This is a genomic window from Candidatus Nitrosotalea bavarica, assembly GCF_900167955.1.
Classification (GTDB): domain Archaea; phylum Thermoproteota; class Nitrososphaeria; order Nitrososphaerales; family Nitrosopumilaceae; genus Nitrosotalea; species Nitrosotalea bavarica.
Window position 1 is genome coordinate 34,423 of sequence record NZ_FUYK01000012.1, and the last position, 15,656, is coordinate 50,078.

The 15,656-nt window shown below is 35.4% G+C and carries 16 protein-coding genes; 10 read left to right on the top strand and 6 right to left on the bottom strand.

Annotated features, from left to right (window positions below; genetic code table 11):
• Positions 1 to 2: 2 nt before the first annotated feature.
• On the bottom strand, positions 3 to 575 hold the full coding sequence (purE, locus tag C0Q33_RS08200) for a 5-(carboxyamino)imidazole ribonucleotide mutase (protein WP_101478119.1): 573 nt from the start codon (positions 573 to 575) through the stop codon (positions 3 to 5).
• Positions 576 to 690: 115 nt separating this feature from the next.
• Between purE and C0Q33_RS08205 the strand changes: the two genes are divergently transcribed.
• Positions 691 to 1,251 carry a hypothetical protein gene (locus C0Q33_RS08205; protein ID WP_101478120.1) on the top strand — a complete coding sequence of 187 codons (561 nt, stop codon included), beginning with the start codon at positions 691 to 693 and terminating at the stop codon, positions 1,249 to 1,251.
• 3 nt (positions 1,252 to 1,254) lie between these two features.
• Here the strand turns inward: C0Q33_RS08205 and purK are convergent, their stop codons facing one another.
• Entirely contained in the window at positions 1,255 to 2,406 is a 1,152-nt protein-coding gene (gene purK, locus C0Q33_RS08210) for a 5-(carboxyamino)imidazole ribonucleotide synthase (protein ID WP_177996836.1), read from the bottom strand.
• Positions 2,407 to 2,544: 138 nt separating this feature from the next.
• Between purK and C0Q33_RS08215 the strand changes: the two genes are divergently transcribed.
• Positions 2,545 to 3,279, top strand: a complete 735-nt coding sequence (locus C0Q33_RS08215; RefSeq protein WP_245867396.1) for an ATPase domain-containing protein — start codon at positions 2,545 to 2,547, stop codon at positions 3,277 to 3,279.
• Between the two features lie 2 nt (positions 3,280 to 3,281).
• Here the strand turns inward: C0Q33_RS08215 and C0Q33_RS08220 are convergent, their stop codons facing one another.
• From C0Q33_RS08220 to C0Q33_RS08230, 3 genes are all read right to left on the bottom strand, one after another.
• Positions 3,282 to 4,154 (bottom strand): TrmB family transcriptional regulator, encoded by an 873-nt coding sequence (locus tag C0Q33_RS08220; RefSeq protein WP_245867399.1) that lies wholly within the window; start codon positions 4,152 to 4,154, stop codon positions 3,282 to 3,284.
• Between the two features lie 253 nt (positions 4,155 to 4,407).
• A complete protein-coding gene (locus C0Q33_RS08225; protein ID WP_101478123.1) occupies positions 4,408 to 4,944 on the bottom strand; it encodes a hypothetical protein in 537 nt (178 codons plus the stop codon).
• A gap of 3 nt (positions 4,945 to 4,947) precedes the next feature.
• Positions 4,948 to 5,436 carry a hypothetical protein gene (locus C0Q33_RS08230; protein ID WP_101478124.1) on the bottom strand — a complete coding sequence of 163 codons (489 nt, stop codon included), beginning with the start codon at positions 5,434 to 5,436 and terminating at the stop codon, positions 4,948 to 4,950.
• 180 nt (positions 5,437 to 5,616) lie between these two features.
• Here C0Q33_RS08230 and C0Q33_RS08235 point away from each other — a divergent pair, with 180 nt between their 5' ends.
• The 3 genes from C0Q33_RS08235 to C0Q33_RS08245 all read left to right on the top strand — a co-directional run bounded on the left by C0Q33_RS08235 (position 5,617) and on the right by C0Q33_RS08245 (position 9,577).
• Positions 5,617 to 6,081 carry a hypothetical protein gene (locus C0Q33_RS08235; protein ID WP_101478125.1) on the top strand — a complete coding sequence of 155 codons (465 nt, stop codon included), beginning with the start codon at positions 5,617 to 5,619 and terminating at the stop codon, positions 6,079 to 6,081.
• A 120-nt stretch (positions 6,082 to 6,201) separates the two neighbouring features.
• Positions 6,202 to 7,647, top strand: a complete 1,446-nt coding sequence (locus tag C0Q33_RS08240; RefSeq protein ID WP_101478126.1) for a fibro-slime domain-containing protein — start codon at positions 6,202 to 6,204, stop codon at positions 7,645 to 7,647.
• A 244-nt stretch (positions 7,648 to 7,891) separates the two neighbouring features.
• A complete protein-coding gene (locus tag C0Q33_RS08245; RefSeq protein WP_133121050.1) occupies positions 7,892 to 9,577 on the top strand; it encodes a hypothetical protein in 1,686 nt (561 codons plus the stop codon).
• 124 nt (positions 9,578 to 9,701) lie between these two features.
• Here the strand turns inward: C0Q33_RS08245 and C0Q33_RS08250 are convergent, their stop codons facing one another.
• Positions 9,702 to 10,211 (bottom strand): hypothetical protein, encoded by a 510-nt coding sequence (locus tag C0Q33_RS08250; protein ID WP_101478128.1) that lies wholly within the window; start codon positions 10,209 to 10,211, stop codon positions 9,702 to 9,704.
• Positions 10,212 to 10,303: 92 nt separating this feature from the next.
• Here C0Q33_RS08250 and C0Q33_RS08255 point away from each other — a divergent pair, with 92 nt between their 5' ends.
• The 5 genes from C0Q33_RS08255 to C0Q33_RS08275 all read left to right on the top strand — a co-directional run.
• On the top strand, positions 10,304 to 11,314 hold the full coding sequence (locus tag C0Q33_RS08255; protein ID WP_245867401.1) for an AAA family ATPase: 1,011 nt from the start codon (positions 10,304 to 10,306) through the stop codon (positions 11,312 to 11,314).
• Positions 11,314 to 12,864, top strand: a complete 1,551-nt coding sequence (locus C0Q33_RS08260) for a vWA domain-containing protein (RefSeq protein WP_101478130.1) — start codon at positions 11,314 to 11,316, stop codon at positions 12,862 to 12,864. Before C0Q33_RS08255 ends, C0Q33_RS08260 begins: the two co-directional genes overlap by 1 nt.
• A 39-nt stretch (positions 12,865 to 12,903) precedes the next feature.
• The gene (locus tag C0Q33_RS08265) at positions 12,904 to 13,617 is read left to right on the top strand and encodes a hypothetical protein (protein ID WP_245867403.1); all 714 of its coding nucleotides are present in this window, start codon (positions 12,904 to 12,906) and stop codon (positions 13,615 to 13,617) included.
• Positions 13,618 to 13,669: 52 nt separating this feature from the next.
• On the top strand, positions 13,670 to 15,220 hold the full coding sequence (locus tag C0Q33_RS08270; protein WP_101478131.1) for a type II/IV secretion system ATPase subunit: 1,551 nt from the start codon (positions 13,670 to 13,672) through the stop codon (positions 15,218 to 15,220).
• The coding region (locus tag C0Q33_RS08275) for a type II secretion system F family protein (RefSeq protein WP_177996834.1) at positions 15,221 to 15,656 on the top strand (436 nt) is incomplete at its 3' end.

Sequence of the window (15,656 nt, forward strand, 5' to 3'; positions counted from 1 at the left end):
AGTTATTTTTTGAATTTCTTACTTGCAAATCTTGCCAGACCAAGTTTTTTCATTTCATCTGATTCTTTTAAAACTAATTTGTGTTGAACTTCTGTGTGTTTTTTTAGCTTGTTTTTCAATTCTAGAAATTCATTTGCCAAGATCTTTACTGCATATAATCCTGCATTTGCAGCCTTGTTAACACCCACTGCTACAACTGGGGAGCCTGTTGGCATCTCAGATATTGATAGTAGGGCATCTAGTCCACCAAATGCGGAAAACTTGAACTTGTCAGAATTTTCTTTGTCGTTGTAAACCATTATTGGGACTCCTATTACGGGAATTGTAGTGTGAGATGCAATCATACCTGGTAGATGGGCAGAACCTCCTGCTCCTGCAATTATTACCTTGAATCCTTCTCTTTCTGCATGTTTTGCATAATCTGATAATCTGGTTGGCGTCCTATGTGCAGAAACAATCTGGTCCTCATGTTTTATTCCAAACTCATCTAATACTGTAGCGGCAGAATGCATTATTTTACTGTCTGAACTAGATCCCATTATAATTCCAACAAGAGGTTTTTTTGACCAAGTCATAGAATAAGACAAGACTGAATTAAATAATTAAACTCAGCGTTTTGTATCTGTTATTTTTTTAACTAATCTAATTCATACTCTTAAATTATATCTGAGATAAATCTAAACTCTAGATATGCAAAAGTCTCCTTTGGAAACAAGGCGGGCATTTGGAGTCTTATTTATAGGCGTGGCAATAGCAGTTGGCTCTGCATCAATCCTAAGTGAAATTGCATTTGAGCACAAGACTCCTATTTTCTACTATGCTATAATCTGGTTTGGAAGTTTTGCGATAACATTTGGAATTGTTATTGTGAAATTCAGAACGATGCTTTCTTCTATCAAGGGAAGAATGAAAAATAGTGTAAAATGGCCTAGGATGGTAAAAGCTGTAAACGGCCTGTGCTGGGCTGCACCATTTGCGGCTATAGGAATAGCTCCTCATTTTTACCAATACTTGATTCTATTTGGTATTGGTCTTGGTAATACCTCGACATTTCTATTTATGAGAAAATATAGTGGCCTTGTAAATACAGAACAAATTATTGTGGGTACGATATCTCTAGCAGCAATACCTCTTGCTATCCTACTTGATACTTCACTAATCTCTAATCAGACAACTGCTGTAATAACATCAAGAATCATGATTGCAGTTGCATATGGTGCAGGCGGAATTTTTGCTCTGATTAAAAAATAAGTATCAATTTTGAGGCATGAATTTAATCATACTTCTTATTTCTTGAGCCCTTTTTATTAAAAGTTCAATATTTTTTGTATCTTTTTCATCTACGATATTAAAGTGACCTAGCTTTCTCTGAGGTTTGGATTCATCTTTGTGATACATCTTCAGATATACTCCATCTTTTTGTTCAAGTGTGATTGGTCTGTATCTTCCAACAAAATCTCTTGGCCCTAAAATATTACACATTACTGTGTTGTGTTTTAATCTGGTATTTCCAAGGGGTAATCCAAGTATTGCTCGTAAATGCTGTTCAAATTGTGATGTTTCAGTTGATTGTAGCGTATGGTGACCAGAATTGTGTACTCGTGGTGCAATTTCATTAACCAATACTTTGTCATCTTTAGTTACAAACATCTCAATTCCAAATACGCCAGCACCGTGTAACACTTGCATTGTTTTTTTTGCGATATTGTCTGCCTCTGATGCAATCTTGTCACTTACTCGTGCAGGCACAATTGTAAATTCAAGTATGTTGTCTTTGTGAATGTTTTCTACAAGGGGATAAGTGGCAATTTCGCCATGAATGTTTCTCGCTGCTATTACTGATACTTCCATCTTAAAATCTACAAATTTTTCTATCATGGTCTGTCGTCCAAGAAAACGTTTGTATCCAATTTCTATCTGTGATTGATCTTCGATTCTAAAGTTTCCCCTTCCATCATATGCATCACGTCTTGCCTTTAGTAGTACAGGATATTGAAATTGACTGATTTTTTTCTCAAGATCCTCCTGCGATTCTACTGCCTCAAACTCTGCAACAGGAATGTTGTTTTGACTCAAGAATTGTTTTTGAAGATACTTGTCTTGAATTGTTCTAAGAGTTGTAGGAGATGGATTGATTGAGACTTCACCATGTAGTGATTCTAACACTTTGCTGTCTCCTGATTCTATTTCATAAGTTATGATATCTGATTGGAGCGATAGTTCAACTATGGCATTCTTGTCTTTGAAATCTGCTACAATTTGTTTAGCTCCTACTCTTACTGCAGGACATTCTGGTGTTGGGTCAAGCACTATTACATCTGAGATGTATTCTGGCATCTTTTTTGCGGCTTCTGTAAGCATCATTCCAAGCTGTCCTCCGCCAATTATGCCAAGAATTTTGGTCACCATGCTATTGCACAATCTGTTTTAAAAATAGTTATCGAGTATAGCATGGCGTTCATATCTGGTTATTTTTCCATGTTACATTCTGTTATTTGTTAAATCTCCCTCCTCTTTAAATACAATTTTCCAGATTTTTACATGATGGATGAAGTAATTACGGTTAGGACTGGAATTCCTGGATTTGACACTATATTATCAGGAGGATTTAGACAAGGAAAGTCAATAACACTATCTGGACCTCCTGGCAGTGGAAAGACTACATTTGGAATGCAATTTCTATATTCTGGCGCAAAAGATTTTGACGAGCCTGGGATATTTGTAACACTCTCACAAAGTCCAACCGAAATAAAAAATGATTTCAAGTCACTTGGGTGGGATATTCAAAAATTGATAGATGAAGGGCAAATGATAATTATTGACGCAAGACCCTTCAAGAAAAAAGAGGGCTTTATTGCATTAGATGAATCTCTTTACCAAGGAGAACCACTTCCATTCATGCACTTGACCCAGCTTATACTTAGTAGCATCAAAAGAATAGGTGCAAAACGTATTGTTATCGACTCACTCACAGTTCTTGCTATGCAATATGTGAATAATTTCTATATCAGACAGGGTCTTCAAGGACTAGTTTATGCATTAGAAGATCAACATTGTATGTCCATACTTATTTCAGAAATAGACTCGTCTGAAAAATCTCCTGTTGAATGGTATGTATCATCAGGCGTTATATTGTTGTGCCATGTACGCAAAGAATACTCTATGGAAAGAACAATCCAGGTTCTCAAGATGAGGGGCGCAAAACATAGTGAACAGATTTTCCCAATAAAATTAAACGAAATGGGTATTCAGATTATGTATCCCCAAATGATAAAGTAGATTTACAGATGTATGTTTTTAGATATGGACCAAAATGAATCAAAAAGCATCTTCATTGAATAAACCAGTGTTTCTGAATCTGTCCACATGGCATTCATTTGTTGCGATGTCTGATTTGAGTTTTTAATAAAATGTATTATTTCCTTACTATCTTTTATGAGAAAACAAAGATTATCATGTACGCCTGATGGAATCTTCTTGACTTTTGTTCTATCCATGTCATCAAAAATGTATAATGCATTATCAGATATAGACGATAATAATTTAAAATTAATCTTTGAATTTTGAACATTTTCAAGATGATTTGCATGGTAGAACTTTAAAAAGTCTTTTTCTGCCCCTAATATGAGAAATTCACTGTTTGCACTTTTGATCATTTCTTTTATTTTGCTGTTTATTTGGTTGACTCCTTCGAGCATTTGAAATTTATCCTCTCTAGTTTCTTGAATCGATTTACCATCTGGAATGGAATCCCATAATTTCTTAATCTCACCTTCTTGACTTTCTAAAGTGTTTACTCGCTCTTTTTCTGCATTAACAAGAACCCAAATTGCTTTATTCAATGGCTCTGCTGAGAATCTAGTAGGATGCTGAAATGTTGCTGATACAAGCCCTTTATTTTGTAAAGTAGTTAAAAGGTGATATGTTTCAGTTCTTGGCATCTTTAATGCCTTGCATACTTCAGGTGCAGTCTTTGAGCCATATTTACCTAGATAGATGTAGACCTTACTTTGATTGGAAGTGAGTCCAAATTTTGCAAGTTCGATTTTTAGTTTATCACATGTTATCTTTTGTTCGTATATGACAGAACTAGAATCTGCGTCAAAGATGGATGATGAAGATTCATCATTTTTCATTTCTAAATGAGGATCCATTGTATTCCCTCCTTTGGTATGAAAATTTTTGATTTCAATAACTATGTCTCATTTTTTATTCCTTTAAGTGATGTGAGGCATATTACGTCACACTGCGTCACATTTTGTGTTTCATATCTTTCAAGATTTTGAGAATACATGCTACTGGTACATTGGTCTAATGGTTAGAACTATTTTGGCTCAAATCGCATTTTGTGAAACTTTCACTATTTAGACCATTATTAAATATTTTTCAATGATGTTGGAAATAATATTAAATTTTGACTTCGTGAATAATTTCACTGGGTATGGTAAAAATTGATTTGTATGAAAATTTGGTCTTTGGCTGTCCGGTCTTTATAAAACAGACCTGAAGTGTCAAGTCCTGATTTAGGAATGCAGTACAACCAAGTTCTCTTTTAACTCCCTTGGAAATCAGGTTATCTATTGCATCTTTGATCTTCTCTATTTTTTCTATTTTTGATTTCGCCTTCTCCAGTGCCTTGAAATAAATTTCAAGCTCGCCCTTTGTCCCTATCCCGTCATAGACTGAAATTGGACCCAACTCATGCCAGTTTGTCTTTTGATCTCTTTTCTTTACTGTTTTTTTCTTTTTTGGATCTAGGGGACCTTCAAGTTTTTCTTTTAGTTCTGCAATTTCTGTAGAATCATTTGTGGTATTTTCAAACCTAATCTTCTCTCCTATTGCCTCAGAATATTCCTCAGATTTTTTCTTTAGTATCTTTAAATGATTTCCAAGGTATGATTGAAGCTCTTCAATTGAATGAAAATGCATTATTTCATCTTTCAACTATTATACTCCTTCCACATGTAATGACGGGTCATTAACAATCATGTCTTCGGTACTAGAACCTGGCAGTCGTTTTAGTCTCTTTGTAGCTTCGCGCACAAATACAATTTTCTGATTCTTTAAAATCCTATCTGATCTTGCCATGTTTATCATATTTGGAATGACCAATTTCAAAATATTTAATATTTCATCTAAACTAAGCTGGTCCAATCTTTTCTGCTCTGATTTAAAATTAGATTTTATGATAAGTAAATCGAGAGATGGCATTAGAATTATTCTTGTATCTTGCGGTAAGTTCATTAATCTAGGATCAACATCCATAGAAAATCCTAGATAGTTAGTTATTGTTCTTAAAGAATTGTATAATTCATCTGTTAAATTTGTTTTCTCATTATCTAGTTCATAAATCTGGATGGCTTCATCAACAAGATCATCCATTGATTTTATGGCTGATGCTAACTCGTCTAGATTTGTATTGTCTGGTACAGACATATGAAAAAAATTCGGTCTTTTGTATGAAAAAGACATGTGTGTATTTGTAGATTACACTACCAACATAGTTTGAAACATACGTGTATTGAATTTTAAAAATGTTTTATTGTGTGATGGTTTCTCGAGTAGAAGAAGATAGTCAGTTTTAGACCTGACACATCCATCAATATTAGTAACCAAATGACCAAAAATTCAAGAATGAGGCATTTTTCTAATCATAGGGCACTAAGTTCGATAGTTACTGGAATGATACTTCTTGTAACAACTGTTATTCTTGGCTCAGCAGTAGTCATGTGGTCTAGCGGTATCTTTTCAATATCAAAGTCAATTACAACTACACTTTATGCAACTAATGTAAATGAGTTTTCTGAAAAACTGGTGATAGAAAATGCGTGGTTTGGCAACACTCCATCGAAATTCATTAATGTTACGCTGTATAACGTTGGCTCAACAGGCATAACTATTACAGATATTAAAATTGAGAATTCTACACATGTGTCAGATATTTCTATTACAAATGGAAACATCCCTGCCCAGAAAACAAATTCGACAAAAATACCTTACGGCTGGACAAGTAAAATTCCTCTGAGCATAATAGTAACTACCGCACGAGGTTCAGTCATTACTGATGATGTGTCTCCATGATGAGAAATTTGCAAAATGAAAAAACGTTTGTAATGTCTGAGGATAAAATAAAAATATGTCACATTTCAATACGGACACTTGTTAATTATCATCCTTTGAGATAATTACGTATGGCGCCATATGAGAAAGAGGGATAGAAATGAACCATTTAGATATTTCAATCGCTACAAAAAAGGAGTATCTACAGTAATTAGTGGAGTGATTTTACTTGTGGGCATTTCATTAATCGGCATTATTGGTGTTTCATGGGCCAAAGACAATCTCAATAACAATGAACAGATCATAGATGATACTTATTCTACAAACATCAATAAAATTAAAGAATCCATCACTCCGCAACATGAATGGTACAATTCTGCACAAAAGCAACTTAATGTCACTTTTATTAACACGGGAATTGATGGTCTCAATGTTACAGAAATAGAAATTAAAGGAATAAATCCATTGGATTTGCGAATGCCATCAACAGCGGTTCCACCTGGTGCAACCTTTTCTAAATTAGTAAATTATAACTGGGCAGGAGATCCACTTGATATTTCCCTAATTACTAACCGTGGCTCAATTTTTACACATCACCTTGGCACACCTGCCGATGGTCAGTTGATAATCAATAAGATAGCAAGGCAGGCTGATGGCAACTTTACTTATTATGGTGATCTAGGTAATTTTGATATCTCGACTTCTGGTAGCCATAATACTGTAACTCTTGATCAAAATGGCAATATGATCCTAACCGGTACGATTCACGATTTTAATGGTTCGGCATGGCCAGAAGGCGGCGATCCTGATTTTGAAAAAGTGTGTGGCTACTGCCCGTTTGGAGTAATTCCTGGCATTGTTATGCCAAATCTTGGTTCTGACGGAACCCCGGTATACAACAATCAAACCACATCTGCATTTAACAATGGATTTGTGAGATATAACCAGTGGTATCATGATACCCCCGGTGTTAATGTGGAAAAACAATTGAATATTACATTGATTGAACAAGGAACCAATCCTCAAACATGGAAGTATAGCAACATGTCATTCTTTCCCATAGATAATCAATTGTTTGGCAATAGTGGACAGGATGCAAATGGTAACTGGCATAATTTTGGATTTACATATGAGATCCACAGTTCGTTTACCTATCAAGGCGGTGAGACTTTTAATTTCTGGGGAGATGACGACTTGTGGGTTTTTGTCAACAAAAAACTTGCTCTAGATTTAGGAGGAGTACATGCAGGAGCTGCAGGTACAATAAATTTGGATGCTCAAGCTAGTCAACTTGGGATCACACGAGGAAATGTGTATCCTTTTGACTTTTTTTATGCAGAACGTCATACAACAAGTTCTGAAATTCAGGTTTCAACATCCATAAAACTTGGAACCCCGGGAACAGGAAACTCGGGAGTACTCTTTGTAGATCCTGGAAAATACACCATAGGTGAAGCTCCTACGCCTGGATGGACACTCCAGAGTGTTACATGTGATAACACCTATGCTCAGCCTAATGCAACCGAAGTCACGGTAACGGTTCCTAAAGGAGTAACTACGTGCACATTTACAAATTTCCACAATTAATCCATTTTTCATCTTTTTGGGTAAGTGGTTAACATGAACAATACTGAAAATATAACACAAAATTATCGTATATTTAATAATTTAAAATCATAAAGTTATCAACCGTGTAATTATTTTATATGACATCCAGAATCCTTTATCGAAGATTAAAACTATTTTTGCCATATGAAGTTGGATGAAATGTCTTTAGATGACCATGTTAATTTCTATGAATTAGATTGCATCACATGTACGGATGAATGGCATGAACAATAGAAGGGGTATAAGCACTGTAGTTGGAGCTGTTTTTTTCGTCATTATTTTCACAACTGCAGTAACTTTTGTTACTTATGATATGAATTTACTAAATAATTTTACTAGTGCATTTGTAACAAAAAGTCAATCCGATGCCGATGCAAACCATGAAGAATTTTCAATAACCAAAGTAACACTTGCTAACAACAAATTCAATATTACGGTTCAAAATTCTGGAAATATTCCAATAACTATTAACAGACTGTGGATTCAGAACAAAACTGATATCACTTGGGGTACTTCAAAATATGATATTAACCAAATTGTATACCCTGGAAATTCCCTTTCTGAGATAGGACAAAGCCTTCCACTTTATGCCAAACCAACTCAAGGATATGACATTAAACTAGTTACAATGCGTGGAAATGTCAAGGAGTTTTTTGTAAACTCTGCAAGTCAAGCACCGGTATATTTGCAATTATTTGCATTGCCATCTACTATCTCAAATAATTTTATCACCACTCTACTTCTTGGAGTAACAAATAACATGACAAATGGTGGCGCCCTCACCAATATTGTGCCAAATATGGCAGTTAGTAATGTGACAGGTTTTGGTAAAGCTACCCTGATTTCAGGTCCAACTCCATCTTCCTATCCACTTTTGAATGGCGGGGCTGAAACATTTTTTGAGTGGAATTATAACATTAATGGTACTAATGGCTACACAGTTAATTTCAAAGCATCACTTCAAAATGGATATCTCTATAACAATGCTTCACAAAATGTCGTACTAAATACAGCTACCATGGGAAATGTAGAAGCATATAGCACATATTCTACTAGCCATACTTTGTTATATACGGAAGATACTGTTAATTTCAATACTACCTCTGCAACTACGGCTGCAACTTTGCCAACCTCGGTTGGACATACTGGTAAAACTTTCACTATAAGAGATGGTTCTGTTTCTGCTGGGAACCTTGTGAAAATCCTTACTACATCTTCACAAACAATTGATGGATATTATTCTCCTTCTGGCTCTATGAATCTTACACATCAAGATCAAATCGTCAAGGTCATCAGTGACGGTTCCAACTGGAAAACAGTCGGATTCAATCCATCAGAACCAGTAGATTATTTCATGAGAGGGTCAACAACAGCATGGTATGGTAATGCAATACTCCCTACTAATTCAAGTATAATAATTTCAACACCGTCCACATTGAGAGCAACTCCTTGGGTCGTTCCGCATACAATAACAATTAATGAGATCCAGACAGAAATTTCTAGCCAAGCAAATCCTACAACTACAACATGTCATATAGGAATTTATCGAGATAATGGTAATGTATATCCTCAAACATTAGTTTCAGGAAGCGATGTTAACACATTTACAACTACCACATCAGTTAAAACTTTGACATTTGGAACTCCAATCACACTTACTAAAGGACTCTATTGGCAAGCTTGGACTTGTGGTACGGCAGCAACAACTCAGCCGACTTTTAGAGCAAATACTGTAGACGTAATCCCGCCAGTGCTAGGTTATGTCAGCACAATGGGTGCAAAAGGATTTGGAACTGCATATACAGTGAACTTTACTTATGGTTCATTACCGACTACGTATCCATCTGGTGCTACTATACTAACAGCTACACCCACACCTATGATTTTAGTAGAGATACAAAAAGGATAAAACTCATTTTAATAATTTTCATCAATTTACAAAAGAGGGTTTTCAAATTACATGATATTTGGTATTACACATACTGTTTTTATCTAAAAATTCTATTATCGAGGCATATGTGTATTTCGTATACTTACATTTGCTGTTCTATGATCTGACCCTGATCTATGGGTGACATTATCTCGATTTGTTCATGCAACAATTCGTTTTGACTAGAAAAACCAACTGCGTTCATGTCATTTGATTCATGTACTGATTCAGAAACAATCTTTTCTGTCTGTGACGCATATGACATTTGTGAGAGTCTATATGCTGGACATGGTATCTGCATGCTCTTTGACATGATAAAAAATAGTGGAAAGATTTCTTGATATATTAAATTTAAAATTACTGGAATATTTTTTTCGTCTGGACTTAGTTGCTTTGATATTTCAACCTGGTCTCCATAAAGTGTGGCCAACCCATCTACTGTAATTTTGGCATTTGTAGGATTGGACAAGAGAACAAGCTTGTATTTTAGTACAACTTCTGAATCTCTGTTTTCTACTTCATCAAGTGACGCCTCTATGTTATATTTTACAAAACCATGTTCATTTTTTAATTTTGAAAATGATACTGAATTAATCTCTATTTTTAGATTCATGAATATATGAAAATATTATAAAACTTAACCACCTGTGTGTAGTTTGATGATACACGTCATGCGTTTTAGTGTGCTTTATCTAATGCATACATGTGAATATCAAAAACCTGCCTGACCAAAGGATGAAAGAAGTCACAAATTCAAAAATCCATGATGAGAATTTCACTCTGAATATTCATGTCTCTACGTTAAAAAAAAGCACACATGCCCTGTCTAAAAATTATGACATAAAAAAATACCTCGATCCAGAAAAATTCTCATTCTCGCCTGAAATATCTGAACTTATACCACGGGATACTCCTCCGTACCTTGATAATGGTGAAAAATACGTCGAACGAATTGCAAGAGCTTTATCATTTTTTAAACAATGTGCGCTTATTGGACCCAGCGGTACTGGGAAAACCCATATTGTATATCTAGTAGCAGAGCTTGCTGGTCTTCCAATATGGGAGATCAACTGTGGTTTACAAACATCAGTTTTTGATCTTTTTGGAAGATATGTTGGGCTGGGAAAAGAAAATTGGATTGATGGATTGATAACATCTTGGAGCCGATATGGGGGAATATTGTATCTTGATGAAGCAAATATGATGAAGCAAGATATTGCTACAAGACTTAATCCTATTTTGGATCAACGAGGTCACATGGTTTTAACAGAAAAAGATAATGAAATAATTCAACGTCATAAAGATGCTTTTTTAATAATCAGTATGAATCCAGTATCTTCTGAATTTGCAGGCACTAAACCAATAAACGCTGCAATGAGAAGGAGAATGAGTGTCTGGCTAAACTTTGACTATATGAGCGTGGGTTCAAAGATTGACGAAAAAGAGATAGATCTTTTAATTAGAAAAACCAATGGCTTGAGCAGACAAGATGCCGAAATAATAGTCAGAGTTGGTGCCGATCTACGAAAGCAATACAAATCAGGTGATCTTCCATATGGTCCCTCTGTAGGCGATCTATTGAACTGGGCATTACTAATTTCTGATGGTGCTTCACTAAAAGACGCTGCAGAAGAAACAATAATTTCACTCACTAGTGATGATATCGAAGTCCAAGGGATGGTAAGAAAGATAATTTGTAAAATAGCTGGAATCTGATGAAAGACAAAAGACCCAGTTTTTTAGAATTATCTGAAGATATTTTTTACAATTTTTCTCAGATAAAACCCGGTAGTCTAAATCTTGTTTTCTCAAAAAGGGCATTGTTTCCAGTTATGAAATATGGCTCTGAACCAGAAATTATTATTCCATTGCCAAGAAAGCGGGACAACAAATATCTGTTTGAAGGCATGTTATTTGATAGCGATTCAAATGGGAGAAGAAATCTTTGGTGCTTGTTTTTGGCAACAATCTATCACCTTGCAGCTCATGCCTGCGTTTCAAGATATTCGATATACGAGTCTTGGAAGAAATCCAAGACAGAAGATGTCTGTTTACGTGTAATAGACCATATCGAGGACATTTCTGTTGAAAGATACATTTCTCATACTGATTCTGAGATTTGGGAAAATATGAAAAATATTGATCTTAAATTTATGTCTGAGACTCGAAAAAATTATTGTAATTCTTGGGATGAAGATTTGAAATTTTTTGGATTATCTAATAAAGAAAAAATTACCAAGATACGAACGAGTATGATAAATAAACAAGATGATGTCATATTATTTGCAAATTTGCTTTATAAAAATAGGGGACTGTTACTCACAGAAATTCCTCCCTACTATGAAAGACACGATGTGAAACAAATACTGAAAACTGAACAACAAAGTCCAGATTTTGAGCCACGTGGGTCATTCCAAGAAAATACGGTACAACTTGATGAACTGTGGTTAGCAGATGAACAATTCAAATCAAAATTGCTTAGAAGATACAAAAAGAATTTGAAAGATCTTAATTTTGGCACAATTACTATTCCACAAGGAAATTTCCATAATTTTTTGCAAATCAAAGAAAAAGTAGCCCCATTATTGAGGAGAGTTCGTCAACAGATACTAATGGTAGCAAACCATTTTGATGAACCAAAAATTGATGCGATGGGTTATCTGAACATGCAAATGGCAATACAATCTATTGCATCAGAAGGACAATGTGTTGATGTTTTTGAACGAGATGAAATAAGACGAGTTGAACAAGCATGGGTGATTTTGATAGATAATAGTGCAAGTATGAATTTGCGGTTTGAACAAATAAAAGAATTTACCGTTTGTATCGCTGAAGCAGCAAATGATCTTACAGAAAAATCTGATGCATGGGCATTATTTAGTTTTAGTAATGATTTACAAATCTTAAAAGATTTTGAAGAAAAATATGATCATGAAGTGCAAGCACGAATTGGTTCGTTAGAAAATAATGGATTGTCGTTATTACCGGATGCGATAGAATTGGCTCGTAGGATGTTATTAGATGACTTACGAGAACGAAAGTATATTTTTATTATTACTGATGGGCATCCGTCAGGTTATGAGAGAATAAATCAACATCTTGCTAAAATTGCCAAAAAACTTGATGCGTCGGGAGTGTCTTTAATTGCCATAGGTGTATCCAAACATACCTCAAAGCGTTTTAGAAATAGTATGCGTGGCTCCTCCAATCTTGGACAACTTGTAGCCAAGTTCATTACTGCCTACAAGACTGTCTCATCAGACTAGGTGTAAGTCAAAATTACATGCTAGGTGAGATATTCTCCATTGACACACTTGCTAATAATGAATATGTTCCTTAGAACAAAGAACAGAAAAGCAATCAGTGCTGTGCTTACTACACTGATCATCTTAGTTGCGTCAGTCGTTCTTGGAACAGGTGTAGTACTATATGGTACAAGCCTATTCCAGACAGGTGCTCAATCATCCGGCGTCACAGCTCAAGGTGCTCATGTGTGGGTAAATGCCACTTCAGGTATCTCACCAACCTATGTGTGGGGCGCTGCAGAGGTTCGAAATAGTGGAGAAAAGATATTGTCTGTAGACCAGATTAGTGTACGTGGTAGTCAAATACCATTTGCAAACTGGTATTATGACAGTAATCCTACTAGAGTCACTACTGCAAACTTCCAGTCTCAGCTGAACTTTACTGGAACTGCAACAACTGCATACATTGCTGCCCATCCTGGTGTTACAAGTGGTATGATGCAAAGTTATGCTGCTGCTGCACCAAATGGATGTGCTATTAGTTCAACTCAATTTTACATCAATGAGTTTGGTCTATTAAGTACAAATCCAGCTATGTGCTTCACACAAGCATCCGGTCCAATTTCGTTGAAGCCAGGTGATAGAGTAGTGGTATACTTCCAAGTTCCAACCGGAATTTTTACTACGGTTGATGCTGGCTCACAAAGCAGTGTAGCAATCTACGCTGGCAGTGTAGGCGCACCACAATCAATCACTGTGGAAAGCAAATCCTAGAGGCTAAAAAATGCCCACCCCTTTTTCCTTTTTTATTTTTGGTGATTAGCAAATGAAAGACAAATCAAAAAAATCCCAAGAAATTGAAACTTTTTTGGCAAGTCAAATCATGGATGAAGGACAAAGTCAAATTCCCTCGGGTTATGAAATTGTAAAAAAGTATCCGTTACTGCCACCCTTTAGCTATGCAAATATCTTGTATAATACAGAAAAGTCTACCTATCTCTATTTTGTGGATGAACTACGCCTAAACAGAGAAGATACAATGATCTTTCAAACGCTTTACAAACTCATTGAAGAAAGTCTAGAATCTCCATCCGAATCTGGGGGCAATCAAAATTTTGAAGGCCATCTCAATGCTATTCTTAAGGAAAATGAGAAGATGTTTCTGAATCACTCTAGTATGAGTAGTATGGAGAAGGTAAAATATTATTTGAAACGTGACATCGTAGGGTTTGGTCTAATTGATCCACTGATGCATGACGTAAACATCGAGGACGTAAGCTGTAGTGGAACTGATAAACCAATTTTCATATGGCATAGAAATTATGATAGCATCCCAACAAATATTCAATATGCATCAAATGAACAATTGAATTCATTTGTTTCTCGAATTGTATTTCGAGCTGGAAAACACATCAGTACTGCATTCCCAATATCTGATTTGGCGTTACAGGGAAATCATAGAATCTCAGTTTTATATCAGAAGGAAGTTACACCAAAAGGAACAAGCTTTACAATAAGAAAATTCAGGGAAGATCCTTATACTGTAATTGACTTGATAAAATTTGGAACCATAAGCATATCAATTGCAGCGTATCTATGGATGCTAGTAGAAGCAAAACAGTCTTTTATAATAATAGGCTCAACTGGTAGCGGAAAGACTACAATACTTAATGCAATTACAGGTCTTGTTCACCCTGATTACAAAATTTTCTCAGTAGAAGATGTTGCTGAAATTAATATCAATCATGAAAACTGGTTCACACTAGTTTCAAGAAGTGGGTTTGGCTTGAGTGGTGAAGGTGAAATTGGAATGTATGATTTGATTAAGGCAGGAGTACGACATAGGCCTGATTATATTGTAGTGGGTGAAATTAGAGGCTCTGAAGCATATGTGATGTTTCAGGCCATGGCTACAGGCCACGGTGGTTTGTGTACAATGCATGCAGACGGGCTCGAATCTGCAATAAAAAGACTACAACAAAAGCCAATGGATATACCTCCTGCATATATCTCGCTAATGAACTGTGCAGTAGTCATAAAAAGGGTAAAGGAAAATTCTACAGGGCAGAGCAGTAGAAGAGCTATTGCTGTATCGGAAATAATATCTTCCAACTCTTCATATCCAGCTTTTTCGTGGAACCCAAAAACAGATAATTTTGATGACAATCTAAAAGATAGTAATCTATTTAAAAAAATGGCAGATGCATCAGGTCGTGATCTCAATGAACTACTTGAAGAACATGAAAAAAGAATCATGATTCTCAAATGGATGCTTGAAAATGATATTCGAAATTATAAAAAAGTGGCCGAAGTAGTTGGGAAATATTATAGAGACCCAGAATCATTATTACAAAAAATAGAATTAGGGAATGTCTAAATGATTTCGCTAAAAAAACTTGATCAGGCAGATTACGAAAAAAAACAAAACAAAAAAATCGATAGAGAATTGCCATATTTTATTACTATAATGTCATTACTTGCGTCCAGCGGACTTGGTCCTTATACTATGCTGCAGAAGATAAAAGAGATCAATCTTTTACCTATTATTCAAGGGGAAATAATTAAGATTATCAAAAGAATTGATTTACTTGGAATAGACCCACTTACTGCATTAGATCAAGCAAAAGACAGACCATCTTCAAAAGCATTAGGTGAATTTTTGAGTGGATATGTTTCTGCCATTCAAAGTGGTGGCAATGTGGTTAATTATCTGAAAAGCAAAATGACTGGTTCATACGATAGGCTTGAAAATGCCGAAAAACAATCAGTTGAGAAACTCAGTGGTGTAGTTCACGGGTGGCTTACGATGCAAA